Source organism: Parageobacillus toebii NBRC 107807, from assembly GCF_003688615.2.
In the GTDB taxonomy this organism is placed as follows: Bacteria; Bacillota; Bacilli; order Bacillales; family Anoxybacillaceae; genus Parageobacillus_B; species Parageobacillus_B toebii.
The window spans coordinates 2,381,911-2,400,656 of sequence record NZ_CP049703.1 but is presented as its reverse complement, the minus strand read 5'-3'; the positions used below and the strand labels follow the sequence as shown (position 1 = coordinate 2,400,656).

Annotated in this window: 14 protein-coding genes; 4 read left to right on the top strand and 10 right to left on the bottom strand. The window is 44.7% G+C overall.

Going from position 1 to position 18,746, the window contains the following annotated elements; all coding sequences use genetic code 11:
• Positions 1-153: 153 nt before the first annotated feature.
• The 7 genes from DER53_RS12200 to DER53_RS12170 form a co-directional block, all read right to left on the bottom strand.
• Positions 154-1,629 (bottom strand): nicotinate phosphoribosyltransferase, encoded by a 1,476-nt coding sequence (locus DER53_RS12200; RefSeq protein ID WP_015863797.1) that lies wholly within the window; start codon positions 1,627-1,629, stop codon positions 154-156.
• 58 nt (positions 1,630-1,687) lie between these two features.
• Complete coding sequence (locus DER53_RS12195) at positions 1,688-2,239, bottom strand: cysteine hydrolase family protein (RefSeq protein WP_015863796.1); 552 nt, start codon at positions 2,237-2,239, stop codon at positions 1,688-1,690.
• 907 nt (positions 2,240-3,146) lie between these two features.
• Positions 3,147-3,896 (bottom strand): membrane protein insertase YidC, encoded by a 750-nt coding sequence (yidC, locus tag DER53_RS12190; RefSeq protein WP_062754218.1) that lies wholly within the window; start codon positions 3,894-3,896, stop codon positions 3,147-3,149.
• A 22-nt stretch (positions 3,897-3,918) separates the two neighbouring features.
• Positions 3,919-4,197, bottom strand: coding sequence for a hypothetical protein (locus DER53_RS12185; RefSeq protein ID WP_062678042.1), 279 nt, complete (start codon positions 4,195-4,197; stop codon positions 3,919-3,921).
• A gap of 120 nt (positions 4,198-4,317) precedes the next feature.
• Positions 4,318-8,499: a bacteriocin-processing peptidase family protein gene (locus tag DER53_RS12180; RefSeq protein ID WP_062754220.1), complete on the bottom strand. Its 4,182-nt coding sequence runs from the start codon at positions 8,497-8,499 to the stop codon at positions 4,318-4,320.
• A 227-nt stretch (positions 8,500-8,726) separates the two neighbouring features.
• A complete protein-coding gene (locus DER53_RS12175; protein ID WP_062754222.1) occupies positions 8,727-9,479 on the bottom strand; it encodes an alpha/beta hydrolase in 753 nt (250 codons plus the stop codon).
• 105 nt (positions 9,480-9,584) lie between these two features.
• Positions 9,585-10,091, bottom strand: coding sequence for a metal-dependent hydrolase (locus tag DER53_RS12170; RefSeq protein ID WP_062754223.1), 507 nt, complete (start codon positions 10,089-10,091; stop codon positions 9,585-9,587).
• A 182-nt stretch (positions 10,092-10,273) separates the two neighbouring features.
• On the opposite strand from DER53_RS12170, the gene DER53_RS12165 reads away from it, so the two are divergent.
• Genes DER53_RS12165 through narI form a run of 4 tightly spaced genes read left to right on the top strand, consistent with a single transcriptional unit; the run spans position 10,274 to position 16,690 of the window.
• Positions 10,274-13,957, top strand: coding sequence for a nitrate reductase subunit alpha (locus DER53_RS12165; protein WP_062754225.1), 3,684 nt, complete (start codon positions 10,274-10,276; stop codon positions 13,955-13,957).
• Positions 13,947-15,419: a nitrate reductase subunit beta gene (narH, locus tag DER53_RS12160; RefSeq protein WP_062754227.1), complete on the top strand. Its 1,473-nt coding sequence runs from the start codon at positions 13,947-13,949 to the stop codon at positions 15,417-15,419. The genes DER53_RS12165 and narH overlap by 11 nt, the downstream gene beginning before the upstream one ends.
• Before the next feature lie 16 nt (positions 15,420-15,435).
• On the top strand, positions 15,436-15,984 hold the full coding sequence (narJ, locus tag DER53_RS12155) for a nitrate reductase molybdenum cofactor assembly chaperone (RefSeq protein ID WP_062754228.1): 549 nt from the start codon (positions 15,436-15,438) through the stop codon (positions 15,982-15,984).
• Position 15,985: 1 nt separating this feature from the next.
• Entirely contained in the window at positions 15,986-16,690 is a 705-nt protein-coding gene (gene narI / locus DER53_RS12150; RefSeq protein WP_015863790.1) for a respiratory nitrate reductase subunit gamma, read from the top strand.
• Positions 16,691-16,763: 73 nt separating this feature from the next.
• Here the strand turns inward: narI and DER53_RS12145 are convergent, their stop codons facing one another.
• The 3 genes from DER53_RS12145 to DER53_RS12135 all read right to left on the bottom strand — a co-directional run bounded on the left by DER53_RS12145 (position 16,764) and on the right by DER53_RS12135 (position 18,591).
• Entirely contained in the window at positions 16,764-17,297 is a 534-nt protein-coding gene (locus DER53_RS12145; RefSeq protein ID WP_062754230.1) for a hemerythrin domain-containing protein, read from the bottom strand.
• Between the two features lie 136 nt (positions 17,298-17,433).
• Complete coding sequence (locus DER53_RS12140) at positions 17,434-18,228, bottom strand: uroporphyrinogen-III synthase (protein ID WP_062754231.1); 795 nt, start codon at positions 18,226-18,228, stop codon at positions 17,434-17,436.
• Between the two features lie 117 nt (positions 18,229-18,345).
• Positions 18,346-18,591, bottom strand: a complete 246-nt coding sequence (locus DER53_RS12135) for a hypothetical protein (RefSeq protein ID WP_062754233.1) — start codon at positions 18,589-18,591, stop codon at positions 18,346-18,348.
• Positions 18,592-18,746: the final 155 nt, after the last annotated feature.

Below are 18,746 nucleotides of genomic sequence, written 5' to 3'. Positions count from 1 at the left end.
CAACTATTAAGATTACCAAAAAGACAAAAAATACCGATTCATCCCCTACCTACGCTTCGCTTAGAGGTGAGGGTCTTCTCGGCAAAAAAGATAAACCGAAAAAAGGCCACCGCGTATAGTCTTGCGGTGACCTTTCATCATGCCTATCGAAAATTAATGCTCCGTATCTCCCATCTTTTCAATCTTCTCTTTCACTTTCCGAATTTTCTCCATTTTGTTATCCCAACATGCTTGGCTTAAATCGACGGGATATTGCTCGGGATTCATCGTCCGCTTGTATTCGTCCCAAAGCAATTTTAAATTTTCTTTCGTGAATTGTTGAATTTCTTTTAGCGGAGGAGAAGTATATACGAGTTTTCCATCTTGGAAAATGGTATGATGCAAATCTCGCGCTTCAAAATTTGTCACAAATTTACTAATAAATGTATAAACAGGATGGAACATTTTCAGCCGTTCCTCTTTTTGCGGATTTTCGCTTTCAAGCGCAATATAGTCTCCTTCCGCTTTTTTGTTGATTTTATTAATAATGCGGTACACCCGTTTCAACCCAGGAGTTGTCACCTTTTCCGGGTTGCCGCTGATTTTAATTGTATCGACCATATTCCCGTTTTCATCCTCGATAGCGACTAATTTGTAGACAGCTCCTAAAGCTGGCTGATCGTAAGCGGTAATTAATTTCGTGCCGATTCCCCATGCATCGATTTTCGCCCCTTGGGATTTTAAATTAAGAATCGTTTCCTCATCTAAGTCGCTCGAAGCAAAAATTTTCGCATCTTTAAACCCGGCTTCATCTAACATTTTTCGTGCTTCTTTTGATAAATACGCTAAATCGCCGCTATCGATGCGTATGCCAATAAAATTAATTTGATCGCCTAGTTCTTTGGCCACTCTAATAGCATTTGGCACGCCTGATTTTAATGTGTCATACGTATCTACGAGAAACACGCAATCTTTATGGCGGCGCGCATATTTATGGAATGCGACATATTCGTCTTGATATGCCTGAACCAACGCATGAGCGTGCGTGCCAACAACCGGGATGCCGAAAAGTTTTCCTGCACGCACGTTGGAAGTCGCTTCAAAACCGCCAATGTAAGCGGCGCGCGCTCCCCACAGTGCAGCGTCCATTTCGTGCGCCCGGCGGCTGCCGAACTCCATCGCCATTTGATCGCCAAGAATTTGTTTAATGCGGGAAGCTTTCGTCGCAATTAATGTTTGGAAGTTGATAATGTTTAAAATCGCTGTTTCGATTAATTGCGCTTCAATTAATGGAGCTTCGACGCGAAGAATCGGTTCATTGCCAAAGACTAGCTCCCCTTCTCTCATCGAGCGCAACGTGCCTGTAAAACGAACGGTTTTCAAATATTCCAAAAAATCGTCCCGATACCCTAATTCCGAGCGCAAATAGTCAATATCGCTTTCTGTAAACCGGAAATTTTGCAAATATTGAATAACCCTTTCTAAGCCCGCGAACACCGCGTATCCGTTTCCAAAAGGAAGTTTTCGAAAAAACACTTCAAATACGGCTTTGCGCTGATGAATACCGTCTTCCCAGTACGTTTCTGCCATGTTGATTTGATACAAATCCGTATGAAGAGTAAAACTATCATCTGTATATTTTTGATGCATTGCATTACCTCCAAAAACTAGTCAGTTTTAATCTGCTTGTCCAACACCAACACTTATTTTATTCCACTACTTCCGCGCCTAACGAATGTTTGAAGTGATCGAGCGCCCATTCGTGCCCGACAGGATTGAAGCTCGCAACCGCTTTTTTATGTACGACGATGCGAAATCCTTTGTTATACGCGTCGACCGCTGTATGAAGCACGCATATGTCGGTGCAGCAGCCTACCAAATGAACTTCTGTAATTCCTCGTTCCCTCAGTTTAATTTCTAAATCCGTGCCCGCAAATGCGCTATATCTCGTTTTATCCATCCAATATACGTTATCTTTATGCTTATTCGCCTGATAAACCGCTTCCAACTCTCCGTATAACTTCCGGCCTTCTGTGCCTTCGATATTATGCGGCGGAAACAGTTTCGCTTCTGGATGATACGTGTCGCCGGCTTTGTGGAGATCAATCGCAAATACGACATAATCGCCATTTTCGATAAACTCTTTCGTAATCCGCACAAGCTCTGATTCGATTTGCTGCCCCGGCTTTCCGCAAGTAAGCGCGCCGTGATCGGCAATGAAATCAATCGTATAATCGATGTTTATCAATGCTTTTTTCATACGCAGCTCCCCCATTATCCGAATTTTCACGTGTGAATAATGCGCAAGATTATGCTCTGAGACGCGGCATATGTTGGCGCAGAGACACTTTCTTTAGCAGTATATCATTCTTAGTGTCGAATAAACGTGATTTAAATTTGCAACTAATACAAGTACAATTATATATCAATATTCTTAGAAAAATCGATATTTCTGCCTTGAGTTCACGAGTTTAGGGATTTTTTTTCGAACAAATCGCTTTGTTATGATGAAGTTTGTCTATCTTTCACTAAGTTCAGACCATTTCCCCTCTCATTTCATAAAGGAGTGTCTGTGCAATGTCAATATGACGACGGATGCGTAGCGTTGTTTCAGAGAATGGACAGAATGAAAAAATAAGCCCGAATTTACATTCTCTTATAAACACGCTTTATTTTGCACAGCGATTAGTCTTAAAATAAAAAAACTCGAAAGGCTTGTAGCCAATCAAGGTAATTAAGGTTTATCACTCACTTTTTTTCGTATACGGTAATAAATAATTCTCCGTCATCTTCTTCAAACACTTCCACGACTATATTCCGTTCCGGGAATCGATCTTTCAAACTAAGTGTCCAAAATACTTTCAGAACATTGCCTAAAACCTTTATTTGTTCTTCTATATCCTCCTTTTCGTCAACATTATTATCTATTATTCTGCTACGGTAAACATGTCAAAGTTCCTTCGAAAATTGCCTTGTTTATGGAACAAGCTTTTTCATGCGGGGAACGATGGCGGTAAAGAGAATGATCAGAAAACCTAAACAAAAAATAGAAAAATACAGAAGAAAAGGTAATAATATATAGATAGCATCAATACGTGTAAGGCGATAGACCAAATAAAAACCCGCCGCCTTCCTTACATAGAAAGCGGCGGGGCTGTTTATCTTGTCTATCCATTTTCTGCGGCTTTGACCGCTTTTAGTTGTGTACGTAAAATCAATGATTGAATGATCGAGAAGCAGCCGCCGACAACCCAGTACAAAGATAGTGCGGACGGAACGGAATTTGCCCCGATAAAAATCATAATCGGCATGATATATGACATCATCGCCATTTGCGGCATTTGTTGTTCCGTCATTGATGGCGACAACCGCACCGAGATGAATGTCGCGAGGCTTGCCAAAATCGGCAAAATGAAGTAAGGATCGCGATGGCCGAGCTGCACCCATAAAAACGAATGGAGCTTAATTTCTTGGGTGCGTGAAATTGCGTAATAGAGTGCCATAAAAATCGGCATTTGAATAAACACCGGCAAGCAGCCGCTCGCAGGATGAATGCCATGTTTTTGATATAGCTGCATCATTTCCTTCTGGAGTTTTCGTTGTGTCTCGATATCATTGCCTTTATATTTCTCTTGGAGTTTTTGCAATTCCGGACGAAGCTTTTGCATCGCAATCGTTGTTTTATATTGCTTTAAGATCAGCGGCAACAAACAAAAACGAACGATTAACGTTAACACAATGATGGCAATCCCATAGTTATCTCCAAATAGATGCCCAAGTATTAAAAGCAATTTCGACATTGGGTAAACAAAATAATGATCCCAAATACCTTGGCTATGTTCGTCAATCGGCGCATTGCGATTGCATCCGCTTAATAAAACAACCATTCCTAGTAATGTAAAAATCCATTTTTTCATAAGAGACCTCCTTATTGTTTCATCAATGTGCGAAGAATAAAAGAGGTCTCCTTCCTTCTTCATCGGATTGATAGGAATGTTCCCGTACAGGAATTTTCTGCTTTTGCGGCGTGAAAATTCGGCGGAGAGGGATCATAGCACGCGTAAAATATACGTGATCTTTTTCCCGCTCTGCACGTGCAAGTGTAACGTCATATAAAAAAGCTTTCGTTTGCCGGTATTCGGTGATATAACATCGCATCACAACAAGCAGTGCACTGACAAGCGACACATACGTCAGCAAATCGAAGGGTGCTTCCACTCTCCCACCTCTTTTCTATCGGGAAAACTTTCTCGTACTAACCATAGCAAATTCCACCGAGAAAGAAAAGAAAAATATTTGTTCAAGTGATGCCAACTTTTCACAAGGCGTTTTCTCGATTTATGGCCGCATGAAGGATGCAAATAATTTCTCTTCTTTTGCCAATTTAGAAAAATAACCAGTTTCATCTTCGTCAAGGATATACGCTAGTTCGGCTTCCGCTTCTTGCATTCGTCCGAGCTTGGCCAAATAACACGCCCGTTGGTAATGTGCCGATAAATCCACTTCATCGAAACGAAGCCATTCTTCCACTACCGAAAGCGCCTTTTCTGTTTGTCCACGTTCATCATATGCCCGCGCCAACTCACTCATCAACTCTGGATCGTTCGGATGATGGCAAAGACCGTTCGCAAGCACATGAATCGCTTCGTCATAGCGCTGCTTGTCATTATACAGTGTTCCTAACGCCAAAATACTGCGATATAGCAGCGGATCGGTTTCGATTAATGAAAGAAAGATACGCTCCGCTTTCTCTTCCTGCCCATCATCGAGAAGCAATAACGCCTTTAACTCCAGCATCGACAAATCGTTTGGTTGCTCCTCCAAAAGCCGCTCGATCCACTCTTTTGCTTCTTTTCTTAACTTGCTGCTGTCCGCATTGACTAGCAGCATGACAAGCTTTCGCGCGACCTCCGCATTCCATTCGTATTTTAACGCTTTACGAAGCGTTTTCATCGCATCATCGAACAACTCCCCCGCTTCGTAAAACTCAGCGAGGCGCTCATACGCTTCCATATTGCCGCGGTCTAGACGAATCGCTGTTTCATATAAATCGATGACGGAAGCAGCCGAGAAAAACTGTTTCGTCCATGCTTTTGCCCGCGTCCATATTCGTTTCGCGAGCGAACCTTCCTCTTCCTGACGCTGTGCGCTCATGACATACGAGGAAAGAGAAGAAGCGACATACATGTACACCAAACTTTTATCGTTGTTTTCCAGCTTCCATTTACGCAGCCGTTCGCTAATCTGTACTAATCCTTTGATAGTATGCAAAAATGCTTGAATATACGTGTCATATAGTTCTTCATTGCGGACATCTTGTTCGATGAGCCGTTCGATAATGGCTATGGCTTCATTTATCTTTCCTTCCTTTATTAATACTTTCGCATAATGGTGCAGCAACTCCGCATGATCGGAATCGATGCGAAGTGCTTGTTCAACTGCTTCTTTTTCTTTGGTGAGCTCACCGAGCATTCCGTATACATAGCCAAGGCTGTCATAATACCAAATATCGCCTGCTTGGGCGCGTGCGGCTTCTATCGTCTCTATTAGCGAGGTGGGATTGTCAAACAATCGAACGGCATTCTCTACATGGACGTGAAGCGGATCGTGCTCGAGCGCTTTTTTCAAATGAAACCGCTGCTTGTCCGCATTTTCTTCGATTTCATAAAGAACGGCTAACCGAAGATGAGCAACTGTAAACGTCTCGTCTATCGCGAGACACGCTTCGTAATATCGTTTTGCCTCGTCGAATCGTTCCAACGTACGATACGTTTCGGCGAGACGATAGAGTGGAAACGTGCTTTTGCGAACCTCACTCGCTCGTTCATATAAACGGATGGCGTTGGCAAACAGGCCCATCTGCTCATAGAGCACACCGAGATAACAAAGCGCGTTGATATCGGTTGGCCGTTCGACTACTAACCTCTGAAGAAAGGTAATTCCCCGTTCGACAAGGGAATGGTCGATCAGTCGCTCGATATAAAATTCGTACGCTTCGGCCGCATCAAATTGCGCAAACCGCAGCCCGTCTTCCAGAAACGAAAACGCAACGTCACGGTCCTCCGATGCCGCTACTAACCCGTTTGTAAAGAGCATTTTCCCCGCGTTTAATAAAAACTCGCTATTTTGGGCAAAGAGTTGTTTTTTGTCAAACAAATACTGCTTTGCTTTATCGTCCTGTCCGTTTTGCACCCACACATACGCCATGCCGAGATGGGCAAATACATCTGTCTCGTCCTGTGCGATCGCCTTTTTATATTGTGTTTCCGCTTTTTCCGGTTGTTCTTGTTCCATATACCAGTCGCCGAGACGGACGTATAAGATGGACGCATGTCCGGCCTTTTTGATTCCTTCTAATAAAATGGATTCGACTTTTTCCGGACAATCCAATTGGCCCTCATATAAATCAGCTAACGCCAAATACGGATACGGCTCCTGTTCTTCGAGCGCTTTGGCAACGAGAAAACCGCGCTCTGCCTTGCGAATTTTTCCTAGCTTTTCGTCGCATCTTGCCCGTTCATACCATAAATGCGCTTCGCGTTTGTGGCGGCGCAACAGCTGATCAAAAAAGGCTCGCGCCTCCTGAAACTGTTCCGTGTGAAATAAAATGATGCCGTGATTGGTGCAAACAAACGGGCCATCAGGCTGTAGGGATAAAGCGATTTTCGATAATTCAACCCCTTTCGCTTCATTTCCGTAATACGTTTCGCTAAGTGCCATATAACTCCATACATCCGGCTGGTCAGGGTCAAGCTGAAGGGAAGAACGGAAATGTCTGCTTGCTTCTTCGTACCGGCTTTCGTAAAACGCAATCCGTCCCCGCAAATAGTGGTAGAGCGGACTGTGGTCTTTTCCTTTCACCCGCGCCAGCACCGCTTCGGCACGTTCGATTTCTTTCACATACACATACGCTTTCGCTGCTACAAGCAGCAAATCATTGATATCGCCGTATTGGGCAAGCACCCGCTCGGTATAGTTGATAAGCAACTCTTTCGCTTCTTCCGTGCCAAAATGTTTGACGACATACAGCCATGTATACGGAATATGGCCATGTTCGCGCAAAAACGCGAGAAACGGCGCCATATACGCTTGCTCATCTTCATCCATTTTTTCGGCGAAGGCATGAAGCTGACGGAAATATTGATCTTCCGCTTCCGGCAGCGATATAGCGATCGCTTCTTTTTCCCGGGGAATCGCAACAATCGACAAATAATGTGTTCCCGCATACCATTTTTCGACTTCATCATAAGCAACAACCAATGGCTCGAGCATGTTTGGGTCTTGCACGTAAAACGCACCAAGTCGCTCATCATAGCCAAATAATACTTGCACGTGAGACGAATGCTCGTAATCGACGCTTAACAACACCGGAATCCCTTCATCGATCAACCGTTTCCACCGCTCCGCAGAACCGATGAAAAAGCGGCACCAAAATCCAAGCGTTTCCAAATAATGAACGGTCGTTGACAATTTCGAACCACGCACATCGAAAATATGCTCGGCGATTTCATCTTGTGTAAGCGGTTTGCCCAACAAACGAAGCATCATTTCTAAACTCGCAGGCACGCAATAATTATGCTTTTGCACAACAGGCACAATCGGTAACATCACCTGGGCACCGGAGGCGCGTTCAAACACGCGAGCATATGGCGAAGAAGCCAATGATTTCTCCGTCTGAACGAGCGCTGCAAGCTCGTCCATTTTGCCGAGCTTATAGTACATTTGCGCGCGCGCATGGGCAAAATAGCGACGGTGTACATGATAAGGAGCTAGCCGATCAACCTCGTCCATCGCCGCCAATGCTGCCTCGTACTCATGCAAATCTCGCAAACGCCGCGCTTTTTCCACATATAATGCGGGAACTTGTGGAAACCGTTCGATGCCGCGCTCCACGATTTCAAGCGCTTTTTGATGCTGCCCGTTTAACGCGTATAAATCCGCAAGCAGCAAATGGCACATATCGCCGCGTTCCCATTCCGCTAGCCCTTTTCGCAACACTTCTTCCGCTTTGTCACGATCGCCGGCTTCTATGTAAAAGTATCCCCACTTATCGTACATCGGCAATGTTTCATACTGCTCGACCACTTGCATCCATTCGCGAGCTTCTTCGATCCGTCTCATTTCAAGCAACGCTCGTACAAGAGTAAAAGCGGCGCGCGCCACATGTTCCCGGTTTTCCTCACTTACTTCGATCGCTTCCAACCGCGGCCGCAGTGCTTCCTCGATATCGAGCGGTCTTCGTTCTTCGAGCCACTCATCACATACCCACGTTAACGTTTGCAATGTGGAAAAACGGCGGTGGGCGTAGCGCGCAAGCACCGCGCTATGGCGATACATTAATGCGTAATCAAATAGACGAATTAAATGATAAAACGGTTCTACCGTTTCAAACGAACGTAGCTGTGTTCTCCAATAAAAAAGCAAGCGCTTTTCTGTTTCCGCAAGCACCGGCTTGATTTCATTCAATGCCTCCATGATGCGTTTTTCTTTGATATATGTTGCGATTCGTTCTATATTCATGTGCGAAACCCCTTTACTTTTCTTCTTTCAAAATATCTACGTAGCATAATGTTTTGCCATACAACCCGACTTTGTGGACAAACATGATATATAACACTAGTGTAAAACGGATTTATAATTGAACTCTATAGATTTATAGATAAAAGAACAAAAATGATGACGGCCATTTTTTAACAAAAAAGATTTGCCCGGCACTCGCCGAAACAAATCTTTTCATTCTTGAGAATTTATTTTTCGGAATACATTTCAAAAAAACGTAATGACAGGTCGACAATTTTTTGTTGATCATAATCAAGCGTCGCAACGTGATAGCTATTTTTCAACGAAACAAGCTCTTTTTCGCTGGAACTAATTTTCTCATAAATATGCTGAGAGTTGGAAGGTGGAACGACATGATCTTCTTCGGAAACGAAGATTAATGCAGGACATGTGATTTTATGAAGGTCGGCCCTCACCTTTTCCATGAGCATGACAATTTGTCGAATGGAGGCGACAGGGGTTTTCTCGTATGCTAATTCTTTCACGTCTGGATTTTTGATATCTGAGCCGATCGCATCCAGATACCTAGGCAAGTCTTCTAAATTTGTTGCGCTGGCCATCGTTGGAATGTCAATCGCCGCATTAATCGGGACAATTCCTTTTATTTCCGGATATGTTTCCGCCATATATAGGGTCAAGGTCCCGCCCATCGACAAACCTGTCACAAAAATGGTGTCGCAACGTTCTTTTAACCACTCATATCCGCTCTCGACCGATCGAATCCAATCTTCATATGTCGTTTGTTCCATGTCCTCATAATGCGTTCCGTGCCCTTTCAACCGCGGGCCGCAAACGGTATACCCCGCCTTTGCGTACGCCTCGCCTAACGGGCGCATGCTTTGCGTTGTACCAGTAAAACCATGGGAAACTAATATTCCTATATTGTTCCCTTCAAAATAAAACGGTTCTGCCCCTTTTAATACAGGATATTTTTCTTTCATCTTCTCTCCCCCCAAATGCGCAAAATGTATCCATTTCATCAATTCGCTGCTGACGTGTTTTTTCCTTTTTTTATGAACAATTTTTATGAACGATCACATGAACGATCACATGAACGATCCGAATGATTTCCACCATTCATAAAACAAATTTTCTTTCGTCCCTATATAAACAAGCAAGGCAAACGCTGCGTAAAAGAGCGCTTTTTCGATGAAATTGCCTGTGCGATAGATGGGAATTTTAAATCGCTTTAAAGTGAACGGCCAAAAGAGCGGCACACCTTGGACAGAGAAAAAGTCTTCGAGAATATGAAACAAATAGCCGAGCACAAAGCCGACGGCAAATAACGAAGACGACTCCCACATCATAACAAGGGCGATGATTCCCCATATAACAAGCGAATGGGTCATGCCGCGATGGCCAAACGCTTCTTTTACTTTATTGGATACCCCCATTGAGCGCCGTCCGACGTACGACTTCGGTTCATCAATGTCGGGAAGTAAGCTGCCGACGACAATTCCCGCCGTATAGCTTACGCTAAACGAAAGTGATGTATGCGCAGCGACCGCTGCCCCAAAACATAATGACGTAACAATATGACTATGATATCTCAATGCGACCTCCTCATTATGTAAAACTTTTTCTCTATTATAACACAAAAAAAGAATGTTTGTTCGTTTTCGTTCACCATTTGACAGATTTGTGACAATCGAGCCAACTGTGACAAAGTTAACATCCCTTTATTTTCATTATGGCTATAGTAAAATTACACAAATTGATGAAGGAGTGAAACAAAATGAAACGAAAGCGATCTCCGTTATTGAATCGTTTCAAATATATGAAACCGATCGAACGATATGCTAATGACCATAGTGAGGTGACCTACGGCGACCGCGATTGGGAAAATGTTTACCGCCGCCGTTGGCAGCATGATAAAGTCGTCCGTTCCACCCATGGAGTCAACTGCACTGGCTCATGCAGCTGGAACATTTACGTAAAAGACGGAATCGTCACATGGGAAGGACAACAAATTGATTATCCCTCAACCGGACCGGATATGCCTGATTTTGAACCACGCGGTTGTCCTCGCGGCGCAAGTTTTTCTTGGTACATTTACAGCCCGCTCCGCGTGAAATATCCATACGTGCGCGGCGTGTTGATGGATATGTGGCGGGAAGCGCTACAAGAACATAAAAATCCGCTTGACGCTTGGAAAAGCATCGTCGAAAATCCGGAAAAAGCAAAACGGTATAAACAAGCGCGCGGAAAGGGCGGATTTGTCCGCGTCAGCTGGGATGAAGCGTTAACGCTTGTCGCTACATCACTATTATATACTGTCATCAAATACGGTCCGGACCGCAATGTTGGTTTTTCGCCAATTCCAGCGATGTCGATGGTCAGCCATGCGGCCGGTTCACGCTTTATGCAGCTGATAGGCGGACCGATGCTTAGCTTTTACGACTGGTATGCGGACCTGCCGCCTGCATCGCCGCAAATTTGGGGCGACCAAACCGACGTTCCGGAATCGAGTGACTGGTATAACTCCGGCTACATTATTACATGGGGGTCCAATGTACCGCTCACCCGGACGCCAGACGCCCACTTTTTAGCGGAAGTTCGCTACCGCGGTACAAAAGTCGTGTCAATCAGCCCAGACTATGCCGAATCGACAAAGTTTGCCGATGATTGGCTCAGCGTGAAACCAGGAACAGATGGCGCGCTCGCCATGGCCATGGGCCATGTCATTTTAAAAGAATATTACGTCGATCGGCAAGTTCCTTACTTCCAGCAATATGCCAAAACATACACCGATTTTCCGTTCATTGTCACTTTGAAAAAAGATGGCAACAAATGGGTGGCCGACCGCTTCTTGCAGGCAAAAGATCTCGGCCGCAACGTCACCAACGCCGAATGGAAGCCGGTCGTTTACGATGAAAATAAAAAAACATTTACGATTCCGCATGGAACAATCGGTTCGCGCTGGGACGATCAAGGAAAATGGAATTTACATATGGTGGATGAAGAAACGGAACAGCCGATTGAACCTTGTCTATCGTTTTTAGGGAGCGAAGATGAGCTCGTTACGATTCATATTCCGTACTTTACTAATGAAGGAAGGGAAACGATTGAACGCGTCGTCCCGGCAAAAAAAATACAAACCGAAAATGGCGAAACGTATGTAACGACCGTCTATGATCTTGTCCTTGCCAATTACGGCGTCGACCGCGGGATTGGTGGAAACGTCGCCCGTACGTACAATGATCTTGTTCCATTCACGCCAGCATGGCAAGAAACGATTACCGGCGTCAAACGCGAGCTAGCGATTAAAATCGCGCGCGAGTTCGCGCAAAACGCGATTGACACCAACGGCCGCTCAATGATTATTGTCGGCGCTGGCATTAACCATTGGTTCCACTCCGATGCGATTTACCGCGCCGTATTAAATCTTGTCTTGTTCGTCGGCGCGCAAGGAGTCAACGGTGGCGGATGGGCGCACTACGTCGGACAAGAAAAACTGCGTCCGGCAGAAGGATGGCAAACGATTATGACAGCGCGCGATTGGACGATGCCGCCAAAATTGCAAAATGGTACATCGTTCTTCTACTTTGCGACTGACCAATGGCGCTATGAAGAAATACCAGTCGATGAACTTGTTTCTCCGCTTGTGAAAAAAGCACGTTATTCACATTATGCTGATTATAACGTTCTTGCAGCACGGCTTGGCTGGCTGCCTTCTTATCCGACATTTAACAAAAACGGCATTGACTTGTATGAAGAAGCCGTTGCCGCCGGCGCTTCGACACCGGAACAAATCGCGCAATATGTCGCTCGACAATTAAAAGAAAAAACACTGCGATTTGCGATTGAAGATCCGGATCATGAAGCCAACTTTCCAAGAAATTTAATCGTTTGGCGCGCAAACTTAATTTCTAGCTCGGGCAAAGGCCATGAGTATTTCTTAAAACATTTGCTCGGCACCACACACGGATTGATGAACGATGATCAAGACAGTTTGCGTCCGCAAGAAATCACATGGCGCGAACAAGCACCGGAAGGAAAGCTCGATTTATTAATCAACTTAGATTTCCGCATGGCGGGAACGGCGCTATATTCCGATATCGTTCTTCCTGCTGCAACATGGTACGAAAAACACGACTTAAGCAGCACGGATATGCATCCGTTTGTTCATCCATTTAATCCAGCGATTTCCTCGCCATGGGAAGCACGCTCAGACTGGGATATTTTCAAGTCATTAGCAAAAGCCGTTTCCGATGTCGCAAAACAAATCGGCATGAAGCCGGTCAAAGAAGTGGTGGCGACTCCTCTTCTTCATGACACGGCGCAAGAATTGTCACAGCCTTTCGGCAAAGTACGTGACTGGAGTAAAGGCGAGTGCGAACCAATCCCAGGAAAAACCATGCCGAACATTCATGTCATCGAGCGCGACTATACACTTATTTACGATAAAATGATCTCCCTTGGACCGAACGTGGCCAAACAACCAATGGGCACAAAAGGCATTGCCTGGTCGGTCAAAGAGGAGTACGAAAAATTGAAAAAGACGTTAGGCACGATCAAACGCTCGTCGATTGCCGCCGGCTGCCCAGATATTAGCGATGCGAAAAATGCGGCGGAAGCGATCCTCGCGCTATCATCGACAACAAACGGAAAAGTTGCGGTCAAAGCATGGGAAGCGCTCGAGAAAAAGACGAACTTGTCGCTTGTCGATTTAGCGAAAGAACGTGAAGAAGAATGCTTTACGTTCGAGCAAATTACCGCACAGCCAAAAACAGTCATCACTTCACCGGCGTTTAGCGGCTCAGAAAAAGGCGGAAGACGTTATTCACCGTTTACGACGAACGTCGAACGGCTCATTCCTTGGCGGACATTGACAGGACGGCAGTCGTATTACTTGGATCACGAATTAATGCATGAATTTGGCGAAGCAATGGCAACGTTTAAACCAATCTTGCAGCATCGCCCATTTTCGAAAAAACGTCCGGACGTCAAAGGAAAAGAAATCGTTCTGAATTATTTAACACCACATAACAAATGGTCGATTCACAGCATGTACTTTGATGCGCTGCCAATGCTTACGCTGTTCCGCGGCGGTCCGACCGTCTGGATCAACAAAGATGATGCCGAAGAAGCCGGCATTCGCGATAACGACTGGATTGAATGCTTCAACCGCAACGGTGTCGTTGTCGCACGCGCTGTTGTCTCTCACCGTTTGCCGCGCGGTATGGCATTTATGCACCACGCCCAGGACCGACACATTAACGTTCCTGGTACGAAACTGACAAACAACCGCGGAGGCACGCACAACAGCCCGACACGCATTCATATGAAACCGACCCATATGATTGGCGGGTATGCGCAATTAAGCTACGGATTTAACTATTACGGTCCAACTGGAAACCAACGCGACTTGTATGTCATTATTCGCAAATTAGAGGAGGTCGATTGGCTTGAAGATTAAAGCGCAAGTCGGCATGGTCATGAATTTAGATAAATGCATCGGCTGCCATACGTGCAGCGTCACTTGCAAAAATACGTGGACAAATCGTCCCGGTGCAGAATATATGTATTTCAACAACGTCGAAACAAAACCAGGGATCGGTTATCCGAAACAGTGGGAAGATCAAGACAAATATAAAGGCGGCTGGGAGCTCAAAAACGGGGAGCTCCAGCTGAAATCCGGCTCAAAAACAACGCGCCTTCTCAACTTGTTTTATAATCCGTATCAACCAACGATTGATGACTATTATGAACCATGGAATTATGATTACGAAACATTGACCACTAGCCCCGAAAAACGCCATCAGCCGGTTGCTCGCCCGAAATCGGCGATCACCGGCGAGTTCATGGAACTATCTTGGGGGCCAAACTGGGAAGACGATCTTGCCGGTGCTCACGTTACCGGACTAAAAGATCCGAACGTTGTCAAAATGGAACAAGCAATCCAAGCGGAATTTGAAAATGTGTTTATGATGTATTTGCCGCGTATTTGCGAGCATTGCATCAATCCGCCTTGCGTTTCAAGCTGCCCGTCGGGAGCGATGTACAAACGCGATGAAGACGGCATCGTCCTCGTTGACCAAAACGCATGCCGCGCATGGCGCCATTGCGTGACAAGCTGCCCGTATAAAAAAGTATATTTTAACTGGCAAACAAATAAAGCGGAAAAATGTACGCTTTGCTTTCCGCGAATTGAAGCGGGCATGCCGACGATCTGCGCGGAAACGTGCGTCGGCCGCATCCGTTATATCGGCGTGATGCTTTACGATGCGGACAAAGTGAAAGAAGCGGCAAGCGTGGAAGATGAAAAATCGTTATACCATTCTCAACTTGAAATTTTCTTAGATCCGCACGATCCAGAAGTCATCGCGAAAGCGAAAGAAGAAGGTATTCCGGACGAATGGATTGAAGCAGCGCAGCGTTCGCCGATTTATAAAATGATTGTCGACTGGAAAATCGCTCTTCCGCTTCACCCGGAATACCGCACATTGCCAATGGTATGGTATATTCCTCCGCTTAGCCCGTTTATGAACATGTTTGAAGGAAAAGGAAGCAAAGCGAACGCGGAAGACATTTTCCCAGCGATTGATGAAATGCGCATCCCAATTCAATATTTAGCAAATTTATTAACAGCTGGAGATGAAACACACATCCGTATTACGTTGAAAAAAATGGCGGCGATGCGTTCCTATATGCGCGCGCGTCAAACAAACAAACAACCCGATATCAGCATGATAGAAGAGCTCGATTTAAGCGAACAAGATATCGAAGACATGTACCGTTTATTAGCGATCGCAAAATATAAAGACCGCTTCGTGATTCCGGCATCCCATCGCGAAGAAGTCGCCGAATTATACGCGGAACAAGGAAGCTGCGGTTTATCATTTGCCGGCGGTCCAGGTGCTTGCGGCACGCTCTCTTAATACGAGGTGATAAATGATGGATCAAGAACAAATGCAAACCGTGTTTTTATGCATATCCCATTTATTGTCATATCCTGATGAAGAATGGGCAAACTTGCTAGACGACTGCCTAGAAGCAATCCATACTGTACAAAATGATGCAATCGTCAATAATATCACGACTTTTATTCATCACATACAAACAATCCCTGCTCAGCAGCGCATGGAACAATATGTCGAAACGTTCGATTTCGGCAAAAAAACAAATTTGTATGTTACCTATATGAATACAGGCGAGCAGCGCGAGCGCGGTTTGGAGCTTTTGCAACTAAAACAGCGTTATAAAGCGGCCGGTTTTGATACGACCGACCAAGAACTCCCTGATTATTTGCCGCTAATGCTTGAGTTTGCCGCCTACGCGGAACAACAATATGTTGTTCCGCTCTTTGAAACATATGCAAACAATATCGATGAAATCCGAAAACAGCTCGCAGCCATTGAAAGTCCTTATACCGCTATTTTTGACGCTATTTTCCTGGCGTTCGAAGAACTTGGTGTGAAGCCAATCCCGAAAGGAAGTGTGTGATATGTTGAAACAATTTCTTTGGGTCATTTTGCCTTACGTTGTCCTAACGATTTTTATCGGCGGCCATATTTGGCGTTATCAATACGATCAGTTTGGCTGGACGTCCAAATCAAGCGAAGTATTGGAAAAAAAGCAGTTGCGTCTCGGCAGCCTTCTTTTCCATTGGGGAATTTTATTCGTTTTTATCGGACATGTCATGGGAATTCTGATTCCTGAAGCCGTTTACGAAACGATGGGCATTTCGGAAGAAGCATACCACCTCATTGCCCTTGCTGGTGGTATTCCGGCAGGATTGGCTGCTCTGATCGGACTAATCATTCTGACCCGCCGCCGCATAGCGGTAAAGCGCGTTAGAGTAACAAGCAGCCGTGGGGATTGGATCGCTCTCTTTTTCCTCGCGATTGTCATCTTAACCGGACTTTTTTCTACGCTGCTTAATATCGATTCCAACGGCTTTGACTATCGAACAACAATCGGTCCATGGTTCCGCGGCGTCCTAATGTTCCGGCCAAACCCAGCTTATATGGAACAGGTGCCAATCTGGTTTCAAATTCATATTATCGCAGCATTAGGCATTTTTGCCGTTTGGCCATTTACAAGATTGGTGCACGTGTTTAGCTTGCCGCTCCGTTATCTTAGACGAAACTATGTCGTTTATCGTAAACGCATGCCTAAGCAAGCGGAGCAACTAAACAACATTCATTAATATAATATGCTCAAATCCCCCTTTCATATATATGGAAAAACGGGATACCCCTATATGGGGCATCCCGTTTTTCTTATATTTGGCTTATTTTTTCAGCCAATTCTTCTTTTTCTTTATCAGATAGCATGCGTTCGGCCATCGGAAATAGCACGTTTTCTTCTTTCATAAAGTGTTCCGACAAAATATGATATGCTTGGATAACCATATCGGCAAGCTCCATGGCACTTTCCCGATCGGCCGTTTCTGGAAGCTCCGCTGTTTTTGTTAAAAAAGATGCGATTCGTTGTTTCGCTTGTTCGTGTTCATACTCCATGACCGCAATCGGACCGGACGTTCTTCCGATATATCGAGCCATCATTGGAAACAACACACCTTCTTCCCGCTCTGAGTGCGGATCTAACTCATAAATAAATGCTAGAACATTTTTCCGTAATGCAAGCAAGCGTTCTTTCCAATCTTGCACTTCATCATTGTTGCCAATAGTCTGTGCCAGTTCAAAAAAATCATGCATTTGCTCACGCAACGGCCCATGCTCCTGCTTTAAACGCTCTAAACCTGAACATAGCTCCACTTCTTCGTGCCCGCCCATATGACAAAATGAATGCATTATCCATTCCTCCTATTGCTTCTTTGTCTCTCATTTTATCCCGTTCCCTTTCAAAATGTTGTGCGCTATGTCACACAAATAAGCAAAGAAAAATCACGCAAGAAATTTCCTGCGTGATTTTTCTTCATCGCTATGACTAGCGTTCGAAATATTGCGACAATGTAACAATCATTGCGCCCATCCGCTCTAGTTCCGGAGCAACAACGCGGACAATCCCCTCTTCATAAAGCGCTTCAGCTGTAACTTTTCCGACCGCACACGCAATAACATGTTCGTTAAATGATTGCCGGAACCACTCAATATCTTTTTGTTCTTTTACAAATGAAAATAAAAAACGAACTTGCACCTCCGTCGTAAAACAAACAGCATCTACTTTTCGGTGAATCACTTCCTCGTACAGCTTTTCGAGCACTTCGGGATCTGGGGCAACATGGCGATACGGAAGCAGCTCGGTATATATCGCATGATTTTCTTCCAAAAACTCCTTTAATGTCGGAGACGTGGTTCCGTGCAATTGGACAATCACTTTTTTTCCCGCAAAGGAATATTCATTAAGTGAGCGAATAAGTCCCTTTGTTGTTCCATCATCGCTGGAAGCAACAGGAGCAACTCCAATTTTCTTTAATGCCGCAGCCGTCTTATACCCCCGAACCGCTACGTTCGCATGCTGAATCGTTTTCACCCATTCCTCTTTCACTTTCCCTCTCTCTGCCGCTTCTAGTAATGTTTCCACTCCTATGCCTGTTGTAAAAATAAACCAGTCCGGGCGCATTGCAATAACAGCACGAATTTCATCTTCCAGCTCCCCTTCCTTTGAAAATAATATCCCTTGCGCCGGGCGCACGATCGCTATTCCACCTTGTTTTTCAATGAGTGTCGTCATTTCTTCTAATTTTCTTGACGCGCATAAGACGATGCGTTTGCCACGCATGTTTCCTCCCCCTCTCGCAATATGAATTACCTTCATTTTAAGGTAACGTCTTCCCGCTCTGCAATACATAAAAGGGAGCGTCCTCTTTTTTAATGAGTCCGCTCCCTTTCTTTTCACTTAATGGATATGTACAACTTGTTCTTCTCTTATATCAAACGATCCATAAATTCGGGTCGGTTCAATGGAAATGACCTTATCTAAAGAAATATTGATAAGCGTCATTTTCCGATTATATGCAAACAACTTATGGACATCTTTATAAAGTTTGACAGGCAAAAACGTAGCCTCTCCTTGATCAGTTTTAATTTTTACCGGCTGTTTTTTCTCAATCCAAATCATTAACTGCTTATATGACTCCCGCATATTAGGAAAATCCCCCTTTCATTACCAATTATAAAAATAAACCGCGGGAGAAAGAACAAAGAAAAATCAACAAATTATTATCTTTTTGTTATCTTTACATATCACATTTTGTCGACAACAAAAAAACATGAGAAGCGCTCATGCCTAAACCTTTA